We start from the raw sequence: 16844 nt of genomic DNA, 5'->3' as shown, positions 1-16844 counted from the left end.
GTCGTTCCCTCCCTTAAGACAAATAAAATCCGATTACCGCACTGTCATAAGACGTAAATATTTGTGTGAGATCACATATCTGTGAGACACCAGGTAACATTCCTTTTAAAAGCTGAGATGTTGATAGCCGAAAAACAGAGGGTATCGGCGATAAACAAGGAGAGAACGATGATAAAACCCTGCCTGACGCTGGCAGCACTGCTGGTCAGCACCACTATCCATGCGGCAACGGTAGATTTCCGCCTGCTGGAGACGACCGATCTGCACAGCAATATGATGGATTTTGATTACTACAAAGATACGCCAACTGAAAAATTTGGCCTGGTCCGTACCGCGACGCTCATTGAGGCCGCCCGAAAAGAGGCGACCAATAGCGTACTGGTTGATAACGGTGACATTATCCAGGGTAGCCCGCTGGGCGACTATATTGCCGCCAGAGGGCTAAAACAGGGGGAGGTGCACCCGGTATATAAAGCGATGAACCAGCTGGATTATACCGTGGGTAACCTGGGTAACCATGAATTTAACTATGGACTCGATTATCTTCATAAAGCGATCGACGGCGCCCGGTTCCCCTATATCAACGCCAATATTATCGATCTCAAAACCGGTAAGCCCCTGTTCACGCCCTGGCTTATCAAAGAGATACAGGTGACCGATCGGGAAGGGAAATCCCACCCGTTGAAAGTCGGCTACATTGGCTTTGTCCCGCCACAGATTATGGTGTGGGATAAAACCAATCTTAGCGGCAAAGTTAAAGTGGATGATATTACCGAAACGGCCAGGAAATGGGTGCCCATCATGCGTGCGCAGGGCGCTGATATCATTGTCGCCATCCCCCACTCCGGCCTGTCCGGCGATCCTTACAAAGCAATGGCAGAAAACTCCGCCTACTATCTGAGCCAGGTGCCCGGTATTAATGCCATCCTTTTTGGACACGCTCACGCCGTCTTCCCCGGAAAAGATTTCGCGACCATCAAGGGGGCTGATATCAGCAAAGGTACGCTGAATGGTATTCCGGCCGTGATGCCCGGCATGTGGGGCGATCATCTCGGCGTCGTGGATCTGGTGTTAAACAACGATACGGGCCGCTGGCAGGTTAGCGAAGCAAAAGCTGAAGCACGCCCGGTATATGACAATGCCTCAAAGACATCCCTGGCGGCTGAAGATACGTCGCTGGTGAAGGTGCTGGAGGAGGATCATAAGGCCACCCGCGCTTTCGTTGGCAAACCGGTGGGTAAATCAGCCGATGTGATGTACAGCTACCTGTCGCTGGTGCAGGATGACCCGACCGTCCAGATCGTTAATAACGCTCAGCGCGATTATGTGCAGCACTTTATCCAGGGCGACCCGGATCTGGCCAACCTGCCGGTGCTGTCGGCAGCAGCCCCCTTTAAAGCGGGTGGGCGTAAAAACGATCCCAGCAGCTATGTCACCGTAGAGAAGGGTGAACTGACCTTTCGTAATGCCGCCGATCTCTATCTTTACCCCAATACGCTGGTAGTAATGAAAGTGAGTGGCGCAGAGGTAAAAGAGTGGCTGGAGTGCTCAGCAGGCCAGTTTAACCAGATTGACATACACAGCAGCCAGCCACAGTCGCTGATCAACTGGAATTTCCGCACCTATAATTTTGATGTGATTGACGGAGTGGACTACCGCATCGACGTTACCCAGCCTGCCCGTTATGACGCCGAGTGCCAGCTGATTAATGAGAAAGCCTCGCGCATTCAGCATCTGACCTGGCAGGGCAAGCCTGTCGATCCTAAGGCCACTTTCCTGGTGGCGACCAATAACTATCGGGCCTACAGCGGGAAATTTGCCGGTACGGGTGAGTCACATATCGCCTTTGCATCACCGGATGAAAACCGTAGCGTGCTCGCCGCCTGGATCCGCGCGCAAACTAACGCGCAGGGAGAAGTTAAACCCCAGGCGGATAATAACTGGAAGCTGGCTACGATTAAGAGTTCAACGCCCTTAGATATTCGTTTTGAGACATCACCCGATGAAAAGGCCAGGCAGTTTATTCATCAACGCGCCCAGTATCCTGTTGAGTTAAAAGGAACGGACGAAACTGGCTTTGCTATCTATCAAATTAATTTGCAAAAATAGTGCGGGGTATCGAATAATTCCGATAAAATGAAACGTCCTGTACGGACGGATAAAGAGATAAATGAAAGCCAGCCCCAATTAATCTATAAGGGCTGGCTTTTATTTGGGCAGTAATTAACTTAGTTTTCGGTTTTTCCCTTAGCCCAGTCTACGATACCGCGAATACCCTGACTCATATTTTGTATCGCACCGATCACATTCAGCTCAAAAATATAGCCAATACCCTTACCCAGCATACCTGCGGCATCGGTCACAGCTGAACTGACTGCGGAGCCAATAGCTTTACCCAGCGCTTCGCCAATACGATCAAAGATCAGACCACCGGATACGGCAGAGACTTCATTTTTATTTAGTTCACGCATTATTTATCTTCCATAATATTTATAATCCCCAACCATTGGGGCAGGAGGGATAATAACTACAGCAACGTTAATGAGTCAATCGTATATAAGCGACAAGGAGTACGCTCGATGGTAAATAGAATATTATCTAAAGAAAATGGCCAGAGTAAACCCATTTTAAGGCGATAAAAAAGAGAGGATGAGATGATCATTCTCTCTTTTTCTATTATCGACTGGATAAAATACGTGGATTACAGAATTTCTAACAGTTCCACTTCAAACACCAGCGTACTGAGTGGCGGGATGGTTGCACCCGCGCCGCGTTCGCCGTAGGCCAGGTTCTGTGGGATAACCAGCTGCCATTTAGAACCAACCGGCATCAGCGTAAGCGCTTCGATCCAGCCGGGAATAACGCCGCTGACCGGGAACTCAGCCGGCTCGCCGCGCTGTACGGAGCTGTCAAATACGGTGCCATCAATCAGCTTACCGGTGTAGTGCACACGGACGCGATCCTGACGGGAAGGGATCGCGCCTTCACCCTGGGTCAGCACGCTGAATTGCAGGCCAGATTCGGTGGTACTTACCCCTTCACGCTGAGCATTTTCTTCGAGGAATTTTTGACCCTCAGCCGCCATCGCCTGCTGACGTTCAGTCCGAACGGCATCGGCACGTTCATGAACTTCACGTAGCGCACGATGAACAACATCAACAGGTACAGCCGGGGCATTCCCTTCCAGCGCGTCGCGCAGACCAGCCAGCAGGGCTTCTGGCTGCAGGCCCTGTAGTCCGGACTCCAGCAGCTGCTGGCCAACCTGTAAACCAATACCGTAGCTTGCTTGCGCTTCTACGCTGTCAAAAGAAGGGGTTGTCATGGAATTTCCTTTCATCATTGATAAAACAGAAGACGAAGCATAACAGCCAGTACTACCGCCGTAAAACCCCATCTTCTTAAGGTGACTTTTGCCGTTGAAAAGGAAACAATGCTTTGATCCCAATGACGGAATAAACTCCGCACGCACAACGCGTTATCAGCTATATTTGAGTCGAGGTTAACATGGGTTATTCTGCCCGCAGGCAAGGGAAAAGCCAGCCGCTTTCACTAAACGGTCTTGTCAACCGGATAGCCAGAAGCTCACTATTTGCGCGACATTCGCGCCAGGAGGCCGACGCCATGCCGAAAGCGTCTTCAGGAACACGATTACCCCATTTTTTCAGCCAGCTGTGGCATCTGCCGGATTCCGTACGCTGGATGGATCCGCTCCCTCCCTTCCATCGCCGCGGCATTATTGTTGTCATCGCGGTGGTGCTGCTGGCGTTTCTTTGGCCATCCCCCACGCCGGAGCCACAGCAGCGTCCGGTTAATACCGGCAGTACAGGCGGCACCGATCTGCCGCTACAGGCAGAAATCACAGACAGGCCAGCCCAAAGCTCCCCTGCTGCCCAGCAACCGGTCGCCTCGCCAGACTCACAGGGGCAGTGGCGCAACTATCAGATTGCTTCAGGCCAGACGCTGGCGCAGCTTTTCCGCGATAATAATCTGCCGGTTAACGACGTATTCGCGATGGCGCAGGTGGAAGGAAACGATAAGCCGCTGAGTAACCTACAGACAGGGCAAACGGTGAAGATTCGGCTGAATACGCAGGGCGTGATCACCGGGCTGACCGTCGACGGCAGCAGCGGACAGGTGCTGTTTACCCGCCAGCCGGACGGCACATTTCTGCGCGCACAGTAGTCTGGTCGGCTGAATAAAAGGCAAAAAAAACGCCGGCACAGGGCCGGCGTTTTTATTCGCTACTTAAACCAATCAGGCTTGAGCAACGATGTTAACAACCAGTTTAGCGACAACTTCGCTGTGAACAGCGAAATGCACTTCGTGGTCGCCAGTGGTACGCAGAACGCCGTTCGGCAGGCGAACTTCGCTCTTGTTCACTTCAACGCCAGCTGCAGTAACAGCGTCAGCGATGTCGCGAGCACCCACAGAACCAAACAGTTTACCTTCGTCGCCTGCTTTAGACGCGAGGGTAACGGTGCCCAGTGCGTTGATTTTCTCAGCGCGTGCATTAGCTGCGGTCAGAACGTCAGCCATTTTGGCTTCCAGTTCTGCGCGGCGAGCTTCGAAAAACTCTACGTTTTTCTTAGTCGCAGGAACAGCTTTGCCCTGTGGAACCAGGAAGTTACGAGCGTAGCCCGCTTTAACATTAACCTGATCGCCCAGGGTGCCCAGGTTTGCTACTTTATCAAGCAGAATAACTTGCATTACCTTATCCTCTTAAAGTCGTTATAGACGATTGCCGATTACTGATGACGATCGGTATATGGCAACAGGGACAGGTAGCGAGCACGCTTGATGCAGCGAGCCAGCTGACGCTGGTATTTTGCGCGAGTACCGGTGATACGGCTCGGGACAATTTTACCACTTTCGGTAATGTAGTTTTTCAGCGTAGCGATATCTTTGTAATCAATCTCTACAACGCCTTCCGCGGTGAAACGGCAGAACTTGCGACGACGGAAATAACGTGCCATTAGGCTAGTCTCCAGAATCTATCAATTCAATCTGCTCGGCATGCAGCACCGTTTTGTTCAGTCCATTACGCCCTTGATGGCAGCTAATGAAACCTGAAACGGTGATATGCGTACCGACCGTTATACTTTGAGTAATGGCCTGATGGGCTTTGCCGCTGATTACCACCGGCATACGACACCAGGCTTGCCGGGTAAAACCGGCTTCCACCTGCTCTGAACGGTGCTCAAGCACGAACTGGCAGTGTGGAATACCTGACGGGCTGACTTTTCGCATCGGCGTCTTGCACACGGTGCCAGACAGCGTCAGCTGATTAGCCGTCATGGTTAATTACTCTTCAGAATCCCCAGCATCAGCATCATCAGAGGTTTCGTTAGCAAAATCTTCACGACGCTCGCGGCGCTCGTCTTTCGCTTTAACCATCGGAGAAGCTTCAGTTACCGCGTGCTTAACGCGCATAACCATGCTGCGGATAACGGCGTCGTTGAAGCGGAAGTTAGTTTCCAGCTCATCGATCGCTTCCTGCGGCGCTTCCACGTTCAGCAGAACGTAGTGAGCTTTATGCAGTTTGTTGATCGGATAAGCCAGCTGACGACGGCCCCAGTCTTCCAGACGGTGGATCGTGCCTTCTGCACCAGTGATAGCACCGGTGTAACGCTCGATCATGCCAGGAACCTGTTCGCTTTGGTCAGGGTGAACCATAAATACGATTTCGTAATGACGCATCGAATTTGCTCCTTACGGATTATTCAGCCTCCTGTCAGGGTCAGCCGCGGCCCATGGAAGCAAGGAACGTGTATGTGTGTGCGGCCGAAAAATTGACGCGTAATCATACTGGCGGCCCGCGAAAAACTCAAGGCAAAGTCGCTGCGGACGCCACTTATTTTCAGGGGCGGGGGAGTTTTCGTAGGATAAAGGCCAGCAGCGGTTAAATTACCTGCGGTGAGGCGATAAAAAAGGCGTCGGTCGCCGGCGAATGCCCCCCTCCATGGATGCGGCAACCCCGTGTAACTTACAAATGACTACGGAAAAATGCCACCGTCTCCGTCAGTGCCAGTGGCGTGATGCGATGACCGACGCCCTGCTCAATAATAAATGTCAGATGACAGTCTGTTTTTGCTTCGCGCAGCGCGCTGGCCAGCCTGACGCTTTCAGCAACAGGCACCAGATCGTCAGCATCACCGTGCCATACCAGCAGCGGTCTGTCGGCGACTTTTTCTAACTGGTGGCTGACATCACAGGCGGCCAGCGGGGCCATTCGCGCCTCAACTTCGCTTTTCTGCCACTCGGTATCGGCCACCAGCGGGGGAAACAGATGGTGAGACAGTGACATAAAATAGCCCGACCCCATCAGGCAGGCGACGCAGGAGAGATGCGGGTAGCGCGTCATGGCACCGATCGCCGTCATTCCGCCCATTGACGCTCCCGCCACGGCAAAGCGATCTTTTTCAATCAGCCCCTGTTCGCGCAGCGCCGTTTCCAGCGCGGGCAGTTCATCAATGTTCGTTTTCAAAATATCCCAAAAATGGCCCAGCCGCGCCTGCGCGTCGCCATCATAACGCGCGCCGTGTTGACAGGCATCGGGCATCACTACGCGAAAACCCGCCTGCGCCAGCGCGACGGCAAAGTACGCGTACACCTCTTTGGAAGAGGTAAAGCCATGATAAAAAATCACGGTGGGTAACGGCTGCTTCTGCTGGCCTGAGGGGGTCGCATGCAGGCAGTCGATGCCGGCGAAGGTGTCAGTACTGAGTTCAATCATAAGCTATCCCGTTACCTTAAGACGGCTCCACAGGCGCAAAACGCCCCTGGCGTCGCGGTGAGAAGAAAGTGATTCAGTCAGTATGCCTGCTCATACCCTTAAATAATAAATATTAAATATTGATTAAGGTTTGCCGTTAACCGTTGTAACCCCCTTATACATCAACAGGCTAAACCATGATCCTTTTTTCATTGCGCCGCTGGAGCCTTGGCGCAAAATTATCAGTAATGGCATCACTCACCGTCACCCTACTTTTTCTTGCCCTGACGCTTTCCCTGACGCATAACGCTTCCCGTCAAATAGAGAATCTGACGTTAGAGAATATGGAAAACCAGGTGAGCGGCATGGGAGATATGGCGACCATGTTTAAAGGAACGCTGACTGAAGAGGTCGCTAACTACAGCGCCCTGTTTCGAAACTTTCTGCCAAAGCGCTTTTCGCGGGATGAAAATCAGCGGGTAACCATTGGCAGCGAACAGGCTCCAACTCTGCGGGCCGGCGTAAAGACGTTGAATCTGGACCAGGGGCTGGTTGATGACTTTCAGCAGCGAACCGGGGCCATTTCTACGATTTTTGTTCGTACGGGTGACGATTTCCTGCGCATTTCCACTTCGCTGCGTAAGGAAGATGGCGAACGTGCCATAGGTACACGGCTCGACCACAGCAGCCCGGCCTGGAAGCGGGCGCTACAGGGGGGATCCTATGAAGGCGTCAGCATCCTGTTCGGTAAACGCTATATTACGCAGTATCAGCCCGTCACAGACAGCGGTGGCATGGTCATCGGCATACTTTTCGTCGGGGTGGAGATCACCAAACCCTTTGCGCTGATGCGCAATAAGGTACTGGATAAAAAATTGGGGGAAAGTGGGCATTTCTACGTTTTGAACAGTGCCGAAGGGAAAAGTCAGGGCCAGTTTCTCTTTCACCCCACGCTGGAAGGCCAACGCCCGGCGTGGAGTGAGGCACTACAAAAACAGCTGCTAAGCCAGACCAGCGGCAGTGCAGAGTTCACCTCTGAGGATGGGAAAATGCGGATGATAACCTGGCAGAGGCTGCCGGGCTGGAACTGGGTCATCATTGGCGAGGTGGATAAGAGCCTGATGCTGGCCCCCATCGATCACACCCGTAATCTGTTTTTACTGATTGGTGCGACGCTGGTGATGCTGTTTACCCTGTGCTTTTTGCTTATTACCCGTCGCTGGCTCAGCAAGCCGCTAAAGCAGGTTATTGATCTGGCGCGCCACTATGCGGCGGGCAATCTGCGGGCTACGCTGGAGACACACCGCGATGATGAGGTAGGGCAGCTGATTAACGCCATTAACGGCATCGGTGACGGGCTGGATCGCATTGTATCCCAGGTGCGTGAGGCGGCGCAGGAGATCAGTACCAGCAGCGATGCTATCGCCGTTAGCGGCGAAAATATTAGCGAACAGATTTCACGCCAGGCCAGCAGCGTCGAGGAGACCTCGGCCAGTCTGGAGCAGCTGAGTGCTACCGTGGCGCAAAACTCCGCTAACGTGTCGCAGGCGCTGACGCTGGTGGGCGAAACCACGCATGTCATCAGTAAGGGGGGCGATACCGTTTCGCGTTCGGTGGTGACCATGACTGAGATTAACAGCGCGTCGCAGAGCATTGCCGCGATAACCCACGTCATTGAGTCTATTGCTTTCCAGACCAATATTCTGGCGCTGAATGCAGCCGTTGAAGCGGCCCGCGCCGGTGAGCACGGTAAGGGTTTTGCCGTAGTTGCCGCGGAGGTCCGGGCGCTGGCCCAGCGCAGCGCGCAGGCGGCAAAAGAGATTGACGGCCTTATTGATAGCTCTCTGAATAAAATAGTTCAGGGGCACGCGCTATCTGAACAGACCCGTGGGGCGATGGAGGAGATTATCGATCGCATTGGCCAGGTTAATGTGCTGATGGGTGAGATTGACGTCGCGTCCAGGGAGCAGGCGCTGGGGATAGGTCAGGTGAATCTGGCCATGAATCAGATTGGGCAGGCAACGCAGCAGAATAGCGATTTGGTGACCACTTCCGGGCAAACAACTCAGGATTTGAGTCGTAAGGGGCATGCTCTGAACAATTTAGTCAGCGTGTTTACCATAAGGACGTAGTCTGACTGGCTGCTGGGGGGCCCGGTGCTGCACAGGCCCGCCCGTGTGGTCGCCAACGAGTGGGGCCCGGTGCCTGGCGGTCCTCGCGCCGCGCGTGGCGCGGTACCTTCGCTCCGCTCGTCGACCTTTCGGACCGGGCATGACGGGACATCCCTGTCCCGGCATGCCCTTGGGCCAGCATCCCTGCTGGCCCATCCGGGTCTTCCTCCCTGCGCTCAGCGCTGCGGAATGCCTGTCACCGGGCCCCACCCGCCTGCTCCTTTTGCATTGTGCTGGCTGCGGGTAAGAGCGGTTCCGAATATTCCAGTGAAATCATCGCCTGGCCTGAAAGCGGAAATAATGATGCAAATAAGAAAATCCATGCGCTAAAGACTTAATGCCTTCGCCTGTCAGTGTGCCTTGCACTGCATAGGTCCGGGGTATCGCCTACGTGTGGTCCTTTTGCATAGTGCTGGCTGTGGGTAAAGGCAACTTAGAAGCCCGAGAGGTGGACAATCCCTGCGATTGACGGGCAATCCGCAGCGCTGCGGCGCAGACGGAGGGCCAGGCGAGGGCAGCAGGGATGCTGCACTCAGGGAGCGGCGGGCAGGACGCCCGCTCGCGACCGGGCCGTCCGGCCTGGCGTCGGAGCCAAAGGCACCAGGCAAAGCCTGGCGTGAGGACGCCCGGCAAACGCTGGGATTATCCACCGGTATCGCAGATATCACAGCCTGCACGATCGGCCTGCCAACAGGCAGGGTGTCGGATTGCCTGTCACCGGGCCCCACCCGTCTGCTCCCTTTGCATTGTGCTGGCAGTGGATAAAAGCAGTTTCACTAAAAGCAGCGCAGAAGCCCGCGCATTTACTGGGCTTAACTTGAAGCAACTCCGAAGCCCGAGAGGTGGACAATCCCTGCGGTTGACGGGCAATCCGCAGCGCTGCGGCGCAGACGGAGGGCCAGGCGAGGGCAGCAGGGATGCTGCACTCAGGGAGCGGCGGGCAGGACGCCCGCTCGCGACCGGGCCGTCCGGCCTTGAGTCGGAGCCAAAGGCACCAGGCAAAGCCTGTAGCTGCGACGCCCGGCAAACGCTGGGATTGTCCACCGGTATCGCAGGTATTGCCGCCTGCACGACCGGCCTGCCAACAGGCAGGGTGTCGGATTGCCTGTCACCGGACCCCACTGGTTTGCTCCTTTTGCTTTGTGCTGGCTGTGGATAAAAGCAGTTTCACTAAAAGCAGCGCAGAAGCCCGCGCATTTACTGGGCTTAACTTGAAGCAACTGCGAAGCCCGAGAGGTGGACAATCCCTGCGATTGACGGGCATTCCGCAGCGCTGCGGCGCAGACGGAGGGCCAGGCGAGGGCAGCAGGGATGCTGCACTCAGGGAGCGGCGGGCAGGACGCCCGCTCGCGACCGGGCCGTCCGGCCTTGAGTCGGAGCCAAAGGCACCAGGCAAAGCCTGGCGTGAGGACGCCCGGCAAACGCTGGGATTATCCACCGGTATCGCAGATAGCACAGCCTGCACGATCGGCCTGCCAACAGGCAGGGTGTCGGATTGCCTGTCACCGGACCCCACTGGTTTGCTCCTTTTGCTTTGTGCTGGCTGTGGGTAAAGGCAACTCCGAAGCCCGAGAGGTGGACAATCCCTGCGATTGACGGGCTATCCGCAGCGCTGCGGCGCAGACGGAGGGCCAGGCGAGGGCAGCAGGGATGCTGCACTCAGGGAGCGGCGGGCAGGACGCCCGCTCGCGACCGGGCCGTCCGGCCTTGAGTCGGAGCCAAAGGCACCAGGCAAAGCCTGTAGCTGCGACGCCCGGCAAACGCTGGGATTGTCCACCGGTATCGCAGGTATTGCCGCCTGCACGACCGGCCTGCCAACAGGCAGGGTGTCGGATTGCCTGTCACCGGACCCCACTGGTTTGCTCCTTTTGCTTTGTGCTGGCTGTGGATAAAAGCAGTTTCACTAAAAGCAGCGCAGAAGCCCGCGCATTTACTGGGCTTAACTTGAAGCAACTGCGAAGCCCGAGAGGTGGACAATCCCTGCGATTGACGGGCATTCCGCAGCGCTGCGGCGCAGACGGAGGGCCAGGCGAGGGCAGCAGGGATGCTGCACTCAGGGAGCGGCGGGCAGGACGCCCGCTCGCGACCGGGCCGTCCGGCCTTGAGTCGGAGCCAAAGGCACCAGGCAAAGCCTGGCGTGAGGACGCCCGGCAAACGCTGGGATTATCCACCGGTATCGCAGATATCACAGCCTGCACGATCGGCCTGCCAACAGGCCTGGCGTCGGCGCCAAAGGCACCAGGCAAAGCCTGGCGTGAGGACGCCCGGCGAACGCTGGGATTGTCCACCGGCACAGCAGAAATTGCAGCCAGCACAACCCACCGTCACCGCTGGAATTATCCACCGGTATTGCAGGTATTGCCGCCTGAACATCAGACTCACGCCCAAGCTTATCACGCTACATTCCCTGACCAGGACAGCAGAGTTAAACCTGATCGCAATACCACGAACCAGGTCAGCAAATTTACTCTCTAAACCCAAAAAAAGCGGGTTAACGTATACACTGAGTAATATCCCACCTGTGAGAACTTACTATGCGTCGGTTAACCGCCCTGCTCGCCTGCCTGCTGCTGACCAGCTGCGCAATCTTTCAAACCGCTCCAGAATCGCCGCCGGCTGCGACGGCGCACGCGCAGGAAATTACCCGCGCCCAGAGCACAATGTTAACGCGGCTGGGCACCGTCAGCGTCCAGGAACGGGGTTCACCCGATGACGCCGAGCGGGCCATCGCCGTGAAAGCAAACCAGGCGGGTGCCGCCTATTATGTTATTCAGCTGGTTAGCGAAACGGTAATGCCGGGAATATGGTACTCCACGGCCATCTTATATGGCCCCTCAGCGTCCGCCCGCGGCGCGCAGCAGTAATCGCTGACAGACATCTTCTGGCAGGATTGTTCTACCACGCGGATCCAACATCTGGCGGCACCAGGCGTCCGCCAGCAAAGGCTCAAACTGACTTATTACCTGTACGGCGCTGGTAAGCGTAAAAAGTTCTTCACATAGCAGCCGCGCCTCTGCTGCCTGTGGCGCACGAAGCCGCAGTTTCAGCTGCTGCCAGCGGCGATCGAAATGCCTGTTCTGCCCCCTGACCGCATCAAACTCAGCGGTGAGCAACGCAATACTCTTTGGCTGCTTCGCCAGCACCCGCAGAACGTCCAGACACATTACGTTGCCCGCACCTTCCCAGATACTGTTAACCGGCATTTCACGATAAAGCCGGGGCAGCTCACTCTCCTCACAATAGCCAATGCCGCCGGTCACCTCCATCGCCTCCGCCACAAAGCGTATACCGCGCTGACAAATGACGTATTTCGCCGCCGGGGTTAACAGTCGGCTAAAGGCGCCAGCGCCCTCCTCTTCACCCTGTGACCAGGCCCGTGCCAGACGAAACAGCATCGCCGTCTGCCCCTCAAGCGTCAGCGCCTGGGTACTCAACACCTGACGCATCAGCGGCTGATCGGCCAGATTTTTACCCATCACCTGTCGCTGCTGTGCGTGGTGCAGCGCTATCGAAAAGGCACGACGCATCATGCTATGGCTGCCCAGCGCGCAGTCAAAGCGCGTCCGTCCGCCCATTTTAAGGATGATTCTCACGCCCTCGCCCTCTTCCCCGATAAGCCAGCCGCTGGCAGCGAAAAATTCGACCTCGCTACTGGCATTCGAGCGGTTTCCCAGCTTATCTTTAAGCCGCTGAATCTGTACCGCGTTCCTCTCCCCACCGGGCAGCAAACGGGGGAGAAAGAAGCAGGAAAGTCCGCCTTTTGCCTGCGCCAGCACTAGATGCGCATCGCTTTGCGGCACCGAAAAGAACCACTTATGGCCGGTCAGCCGGTAGCGTTCGCCGCTGCCCCGCGAGGCTACCGGCTCAGCGCGAGTGGTGTTACTCATGACGTCCGTGCCCCCCTGCTTCTCAGTCATTCCCATCCCAATCAGCAGGCCGCGCTTCTGTGCGCCATCCTGCAAATGTGGATCGTACGCGTCCGAAAGCAGGCCTGGCAGCCAGGACCGAAAAGCCGCGGGGAGCTGCGCCTGCAGCAGCGGGATCGCGCCGAAGGTCATCGTGACCGGACAGAGCGTTCCGGCTTCAACCTGCGCGTGCAGAATAAAGCGTGCCGTACGCGCCACAAAGGCCGAAGGGGAGGCATCGGCCAGCCAGGGAAGGTTATGTACCCGGCTCGTACACAGCCCCTGCATCAGCCGGTGCCAGGCGGAATGAAATCGGACGTCGTCCAGCCGTTCGCCGCGTGGCGAATAGGCAAGCAGTTCAGGAGGATGGCTGTTGGCCAGGCGCGCGAGTTCCAATGCGTCCGCACTGCCCAACTGCTGGCCAAGGGCGGTTAGAAAATCACTGTCCCACCCTGCCCCCTCGCGGACCAGCGCCTCGCGCAGCGGCGTGTCGGAAAGAAACAGATTGCTGTTAATCAGCGGATCGGGCTGATTGAATACGGTATGGGTTTTCCAGTCCATCACGGCACCTTTGTCATCAACGCTCACGTCAGTATGAGAGACGGACAAAAATGCAGGAGAAAGGGGAGTGAATTTCGGGGCGCAGGTCACGCCCCGGAAGGATTATTTACTGCGGCGCTGACGCACGGCCTCAAACAGGCAGACACCCGTGGCGACCGAGACGTTCAGCGAAGAGACGCTTCCGGACATGGGAATGCGGATCAGCTCATCACAGTGCTCGCGGGTCAGACGGCGCATACCTTCGCCTTCCGCACCCATCACCAGCGCCATCGGACCGGTCATTTTGCTCTGGAAAAGATCGTGATCGGCTTCACCTGCCGTGCCAACAATCCAGACGTTAGCCTCCTGTAGCATACGCATGGTACGCGCCAGGTTGGTCACGCGGATCAGGGGAACATGCTCCGCCGCGCCGCTGGCCACTTTCTTCGCCGTGGCATTCAACTGCGCTGAACGGTCGCGGGGGACAATAACCGCATGTACGCCTGCCGCATCGGCGCTGCGCAGGCAGGCGCCCAGGTTATGCGGATCGGTAACGCCATCGAGGATCAGCAGGAAAGGGGAATCCAGCTTTTCCAGCAGCGCGGGAATATCATTTTCCTGATACTGACGACCCGGCTTAACCCGCGCCACAATACCCTGGTGCACGCCGCCCTCCACCTGACTGTCCAGCCACTGGCGGTTGGCAACCTGTATAACAATCCCCTGCGCTTCCAGGCCCTGAATCAGCGGCTGTAGACGGCGATCGTCGCGCCCTTTGAGAATAAAGACTTCCTGAAAGCGCTGCGGATCGCTGTCCAGCAGCGCCTGCACGGCGTGGATACCAAAAACAATTTCACTCATTAATCGGTTACTCAATATGAAATTTTAATGCTGCGGGCGGCAGCTTACCCGCCCACAGCACCAGACGGGCTCACGCCGTGGTGTCAGGTTTTTTCTTAGCGGCGCGTTTGGCACGGGTCGCAGCGGAGATTCTACGGGTTTTATCCGACGGTTTTTTAGCTTTTTTCTCTTTGCTGGCACCGTCGTCAACGCTGACTTCTTTAGGCTTCGCGGCGCGAAATGCGCTGTCTGGCTCAAAGTTCTTCCGCTTGCTCTGCTCACGACGACGCTTGCCGCTATTTTGCGAGGGGCTTTTCTTCGCGCGGTCACGTTCGGTTTTGCCTTCACCGCGCGGCTTACGCTGGCTTGAGATCAGCGCGAAGTCGATTTTACGCTCCTCCATGTGCACCGCGTCCACGCGCACTTCTACCGTATCACCCAGTCGATACGATTTGCCGCCGGACTCGCCAACCATACGCTGGCCAACGGCATCAAAGCGATAGTAGTCGTTATCCAGCGAGGAAACATGCACCAGCCCGTCAATAAACAGATCGGTCAGACGCACAAAGAAGCCAAACCCTGTGACGCTGGAAATCACGCCGCTGAAGGTTTCGCCAACCTGATCCTGCATAAAGTCACATTTCAGCCAGTCGGCAACGTCACGCGTCGCTTCATCGGCCCGGCGCTCCGCCATCGAACAGTGCTGGCCTAGCTGCAACATCTGCTGAAGATCGTAATGGTAGCCGCCCGTCGGCGTGGTGTTGCCCTGCAGCGTGCCGTTCTCTTTCGCCACCAGATACTTAATGGCGCGGTGCAGCAGCAGGTCGGGATAACGACGAATAGGCGAGGTAAAGTGCGCGTAGGACGCCAGCGCCAGCCCGAAGTGACCCCGGTTTTCCGGATCGTATACCGCCTGTTTCATCGAGCGCAGCAGCATGGTTTGCAGCATTTCATGATCGGGACGGCTGGCAATTTGCGTCAACAGCTCGGCATAGTCCAGCGGATGAGGCTTATTGCCGCCGCCAAGCGTCAGACCCAGCTCGTTGAGTACCGAACGGAAGCTTTTGATATTCTCTTCGCTTGGGCGGTCGTGATCGCGGAACAGCGCCGGTTCATTGTTCTTTTCGACATAGCGCGCGGAGGCGATATTCGCCAGAATCATGCACTCTTCGATCAGCTTGTGCGCATCATTGCGCGATACCTGCTCAACGCGCTCAATACGGCGATCGGCGTTGAAAACAAATTTAGCTTCGTCCGTCTCAAAAGAGATGCCGCCGCGCTGCTCGCGGGATTTCTCAAGCACCAGATACATGCGGTGCAGCTCTTCCAGATCCTTAACCAGCGGCTGATACTGCTCGCGCAGTTCCTGGTCGCCCTGAAGGATATTCCAGACCTTGTTATAGGTCAGACGCGCCCAGGAGTTCATTACCGCTTCATAGTGCTTATAACCGGTCAGCTTACCGGTAGCGGAAATGGTCATCTCGCAAACCATACACAGGCGATCGACCTGCGGGTTAAGCGAACAGAGTCCGTTGGACAGCACTTCCGGCAGCATGGGAACAACCTGCGACGGGAAGTAAACCGAGGTGCCACGGTTAACCGCTTCGTCGTCAAGCGGCGTACCGGGACGCACGTAGTAGCTGACGTCGGCGATAGCTACCCACAGCCGCCAGCCGCCGCCGCGTTTTCTTTCGCAGAATACGGCATCATCAAAGTCGCGGGCATCTTCACCATCAATAGTGACCAGCGGCAGATCGCGCAGATCCACACGGCCCGCTTTCGCCTCTTCCGGCACTTCTTCTTTCAGTTTAGCGATCTGTCGCTCAAGCTCAGGCGACCAGCTATGGGGAATATCGTGGGTACGCAGCGCCATTTCCACGGCCATCCCGGTGCCCATATTATCACCAAGTACTTCGACGACCTTACCCACGGCCTTGCTGCGGCGGGTTGGACGCTGCATCAGCTCCACGACCACCACAAAGCCCATGCGCGCGCCCATCAACTCTTCGGCGGGGATCAGAATATCAAAGCTCAGGCGGCTGTCATCCGGCACCACAAAGCCGACCCCGGCTTCAGTGAAGTAGCGGCCAACGATCTGATTGTTGCGCGGTTCGAGTACACGCACCACGCGAGCTTCCCGGCGGCCTTTGCGGTCTGCGCCCATCGCCTGCGCGAGGATCACATCACCGTGCATGCACATTTTCATCTGTTCGGCAGAGAGGTAGAGATCGTCTTTGCTGCCTTCAATGCGAAGAAAGCCAAAGCCATCGCGGTGGCCGATAACTTTACCGCGAAGCAGGTCCAGACGCTCCGGCAGCGCATAGCACTGGCGGCGAGTGAAGACTAACTGACCGTCGCGCTCCATGGCGCGCAGGCGGCGGCGCAGCGCTTCTGTCTGCTCTTCGCCCGTAATAGAAAGTTCATCGGCCAGCTCTTCACGGCTGGCCGGTTTTTCGCGTTTATCAAGATGAGCAAGGATAAATTCGCGGCTGGGAATGGGGTTTTCGTATTTCTCTGCTTCCCGTTCCTTAAATGGATCTTTTGACATTGCGGTTCCTCCGTTGTCATTCATTGCAGCGTGAAGATCGTTCACGGCGCAATAATGGGTAGAGCGGATGGGTGTTATCAACCCGGTCAGCCTGCGGCTGACGTGCGGGTGATGCAGCTAAGCGCTGT

17 protein-coding genes are annotated in these 16844 nt (G+C 56.3%); 6 read left to right on the top strand and 11 right to left on the bottom strand.

Translation table 11 applies throughout. The features are described from left to right. Positions 1–168: 168 nt before the first annotated feature. Positions 169–2109, top strand: coding sequence for a bifunctional 2',3'-cyclic-nucleotide 2'-phosphodiesterase/3'-nucleotidase (locus AAGR22_RS02880; RefSeq protein WP_345830168.1), 1941 nt, complete (start codon positions 169–171; stop codon positions 2107–2109). Positions 2110–2228: 119 nt separating this feature from the next. Here AAGR22_RS02880 and AAGR22_RS02875 read toward each other — a convergent pair whose 3' ends face one another. Both AAGR22_RS02875 and fklB read right to left on the bottom strand, forming a co-directional pair. Beyond that, complete coding sequence (locus AAGR22_RS02875; RefSeq protein WP_345830166.1) at positions 2229–2471, bottom strand: hypothetical protein; 243 nt, start codon at positions 2469–2471, stop codon at positions 2229–2231. A 230-nt stretch (positions 2472–2701) separates the two neighbouring features. Continuing rightward, on the bottom strand, positions 2702–3322 hold the full coding sequence (gene fklB, locus AAGR22_RS02870; protein WP_067704123.1) for an FKBP-type peptidyl-prolyl cis-trans isomerase: 621 nt from the start codon (positions 3320–3322) through the stop codon (positions 2702–2704). Between the two features lie 299 nt (positions 3323–3621). Between fklB and AAGR22_RS02865 the strand changes: the two genes are divergently transcribed. After that, the gene (locus tag AAGR22_RS02865) at positions 3622–4182 is read left to right on the top strand and encodes a LysM-like peptidoglycan-binding domain-containing protein (protein WP_067704126.1); all 561 of its coding nucleotides are present in this window, start codon (positions 3622–3624) and stop codon (positions 4180–4182) included. Positions 4183–4254: 72 nt separating this feature from the next. On the opposite strand, the gene rplI is transcribed toward AAGR22_RS02865, so the two are convergent. The 5 genes from rplI to yjfP all read right to left on the bottom strand — a co-directional run bounded on the left by rplI (position 4255) and on the right by yjfP (position 6733). Continuing rightward, positions 4255–4707 (bottom strand): 50S ribosomal protein L9, encoded by a 453-nt coding sequence (gene rplI, locus AAGR22_RS02860; RefSeq protein WP_067704128.1) that lies wholly within the window; start codon positions 4705–4707, stop codon positions 4255–4257. A 38-nt stretch (positions 4708–4745) separates the two neighbouring features. After that, a complete protein-coding gene (gene rpsR, locus AAGR22_RS02855) occupies positions 4746–4973 on the bottom strand; it encodes a 30S ribosomal protein S18 (protein ID WP_002210155.1) in 228 nt (75 codons plus the stop codon). Between the two features lie 4 nt (positions 4974–4977). Beyond that, positions 4978–5295, bottom strand: a complete 318-nt coding sequence (priB, locus tag AAGR22_RS02850; protein ID WP_067704130.1) for a primosomal replication protein N — start codon at positions 5293–5295, stop codon at positions 4978–4980. Positions 5296–5301: 6 nt separating this feature from the next. Beyond that, positions 5302–5697, bottom strand: coding sequence for a 30S ribosomal protein S6 (gene rpsF / locus AAGR22_RS02845; protein WP_067704133.1), 396 nt, complete (start codon positions 5695–5697; stop codon positions 5302–5304). Positions 5698–5983: 286 nt separating this feature from the next. Further along, complete coding sequence (yjfP, locus tag AAGR22_RS02840) at positions 5984–6733, bottom strand: esterase (RefSeq protein WP_067704136.1); 750 nt, start codon at positions 6731–6733, stop codon at positions 5984–5986. 176 nt (positions 6734–6909) lie between these two features. On the opposite strand from yjfP, the gene AAGR22_RS02835 reads away from it, so the two are divergent. Further along, positions 6910–8844: a Cache 3/Cache 2 fusion domain-containing protein gene (locus AAGR22_RS02835; RefSeq protein ID WP_345830160.1), complete on the top strand. Its 1935-nt coding sequence runs from the start codon at positions 6910–6912 to the stop codon at positions 8842–8844. An 856-nt stretch (positions 8845–9700) separates the two neighbouring features. Further along, positions 9701–10042 carry a hypothetical protein gene (locus AAGR22_RS02830; RefSeq protein WP_345830158.1) on the top strand — a complete coding sequence of 114 codons (342 nt, stop codon included), beginning with the start codon at positions 9701–9703 and terminating at the stop codon, positions 10040–10042. A 441-nt stretch (positions 10043–10483) separates the two neighbouring features. Here the strand turns inward: AAGR22_RS02830 and AAGR22_RS02825 are convergent, their stop codons facing one another. Further along, entirely contained in the window at positions 10484–10738 is a 255-nt protein-coding gene (locus tag AAGR22_RS02825) for a hypothetical protein (RefSeq protein ID WP_345830157.1), read from the bottom strand. 89 nt (positions 10739–10827) lie between these two features. Here AAGR22_RS02825 and AAGR22_RS02820 point away from each other — a divergent pair, with 89 nt between their 5' ends. After that, the gene (locus tag AAGR22_RS02820; RefSeq protein WP_345830155.1) at positions 10828–11358 is read left to right on the top strand and encodes a hypothetical protein; all 531 of its coding nucleotides are present in this window, start codon (positions 10828–10830) and stop codon (positions 11356–11358) included. Positions 11359–11417: 59 nt separating this feature from the next. Further along, positions 11418–11747, top strand: coding sequence for a biofilm peroxide resistance protein BsmA (bsmA, locus tag AAGR22_RS02815; RefSeq protein WP_345830153.1), 330 nt, complete (start codon positions 11418–11420; stop codon positions 11745–11747). Here bsmA and AAGR22_RS02810 read toward each other — a convergent pair. The 3 genes from AAGR22_RS02810 to rnr all read right to left on the bottom strand — a co-directional run bounded on the left by AAGR22_RS02810 (position 11718) and on the right by rnr (position 16716). Then, entirely contained in the window at positions 11718–13349 is a 1632-nt protein-coding gene (locus tag AAGR22_RS02810) for an isovaleryl-CoA dehydrogenase (RefSeq protein WP_345830151.1), read from the bottom strand. The genes bsmA and AAGR22_RS02810 overlap by 30 nt on opposite strands. Before the next feature lie 102 nt (positions 13350–13451). Then, a complete protein-coding gene (gene rlmB / locus AAGR22_RS02805; protein ID WP_067704147.1) occupies positions 13452–14189 on the bottom strand; it encodes a 23S rRNA (guanosine(2251)-2'-O)-methyltransferase RlmB in 738 nt (245 codons plus the stop codon). A 70-nt stretch (positions 14190–14259) separates the two neighbouring features. Then, positions 14260–16716 carry a ribonuclease R gene (gene rnr, locus AAGR22_RS02800; RefSeq protein WP_067704150.1) on the bottom strand — a complete coding sequence of 819 codons (2457 nt, stop codon included), beginning with the start codon at positions 16714–16716 and terminating at the stop codon, positions 14260–14262. Positions 16717–16844 lie beyond the last annotated feature (128 nt).

Source organism: Erwinia sp. HDF1-3R, assembly GCF_039621855.1.
Classification (GTDB): Bacteria; Pseudomonadota; Gammaproteobacteria; order Enterobacterales; family Enterobacteriaceae; genus Erwinia.
The sequence above is the reverse complement of the archived record's forward strand: the minus strand, read 5'-3'. Positions and strand labels throughout refer to the sequence as shown.

Bases quoted from the DNA above. Each gene is read 5' to 3' on its own strand.
- AAGR22_RS02880 (WP_345830168.1), top strand. From the start codon at position 169: ATGATAAAACCCTGCCTGACGCTGGCAGCACTGCTGGTCAGCACCACT.
- AAGR22_RS02875 (WP_345830166.1), bottom strand. From the start codon at position 2,471: ATGCGTGAACTAAATAAAAATGAAGTCTCTGCCGTATCCGGTGGTCTG.
- fklB (WP_067704123.1), bottom strand. From the start codon at position 3,322: ATGACAACCCCTTCTTTTGACAGCGTAGAAGCGCAAGCAAGCTACGGT.
- AAGR22_RS02865 (WP_067704126.1), top strand. From the start codon at position 3,622: ATGCCGAAAGCGTCTTCAGGAACACGATTACCCCATTTTTTCAGCCAG.
- rplI (WP_067704128.1), bottom strand. From the start codon at position 4,707: ATGCAAGTTATTCTGCTTGATAAAGTAGCAAACCTGGGCACCCTGGGC.
- rpsR (WP_002210155.1), bottom strand. From the start codon at position 4,973: ATGGCACGTTATTTCCGTCGTCGCAAGTTCTGCCGTTTCACCGCGGAA.
- priB (WP_067704130.1), bottom strand. From the start codon at position 5,295: ATGACGGCTAATCAGCTGACGCTGTCTGGCACCGTGTGCAAGACGCCG.
- rpsF (WP_067704133.1), bottom strand. From the start codon at position 5,697: ATGCGTCATTACGAAATCGTATTTATGGTTCACCCTGACCAAAGCGAA.
- yjfP (WP_067704136.1), bottom strand. From the start codon at position 6,733: ATGATTGAACTCAGTACTGACACCTTCGCCGGCATCGACTGCCTGCAT.
- AAGR22_RS02835 (WP_345830160.1), top strand. From the start codon at position 6,910: ATGATCCTTTTTTCATTGCGCCGCTGGAGCCTTGGCGCAAAATTATCA.
- bsmA (WP_345830153.1), top strand. From the start codon at position 11,418: ATGCGTCGGTTAACCGCCCTGCTCGCCTGCCTGCTGCTGACCAGCTGC.
- AAGR22_RS02810 (WP_345830151.1), bottom strand. From the start codon at position 13,349: ATGGACTGGAAAACCCATACCGTATTCAATCAGCCCGATCCGCTGATT.
- rlmB (WP_067704147.1), bottom strand. From the start codon at position 14,189: ATGAGTGAAATTGTTTTTGGTATCCACGCCGTGCAGGCGCTGCTGGAC.
- rnr (WP_067704150.1), bottom strand. From the start codon at position 16,716: ATGTCAAAAGATCCATTTAAGGAACGGGAAGCAGAGAAATACGAAAAC.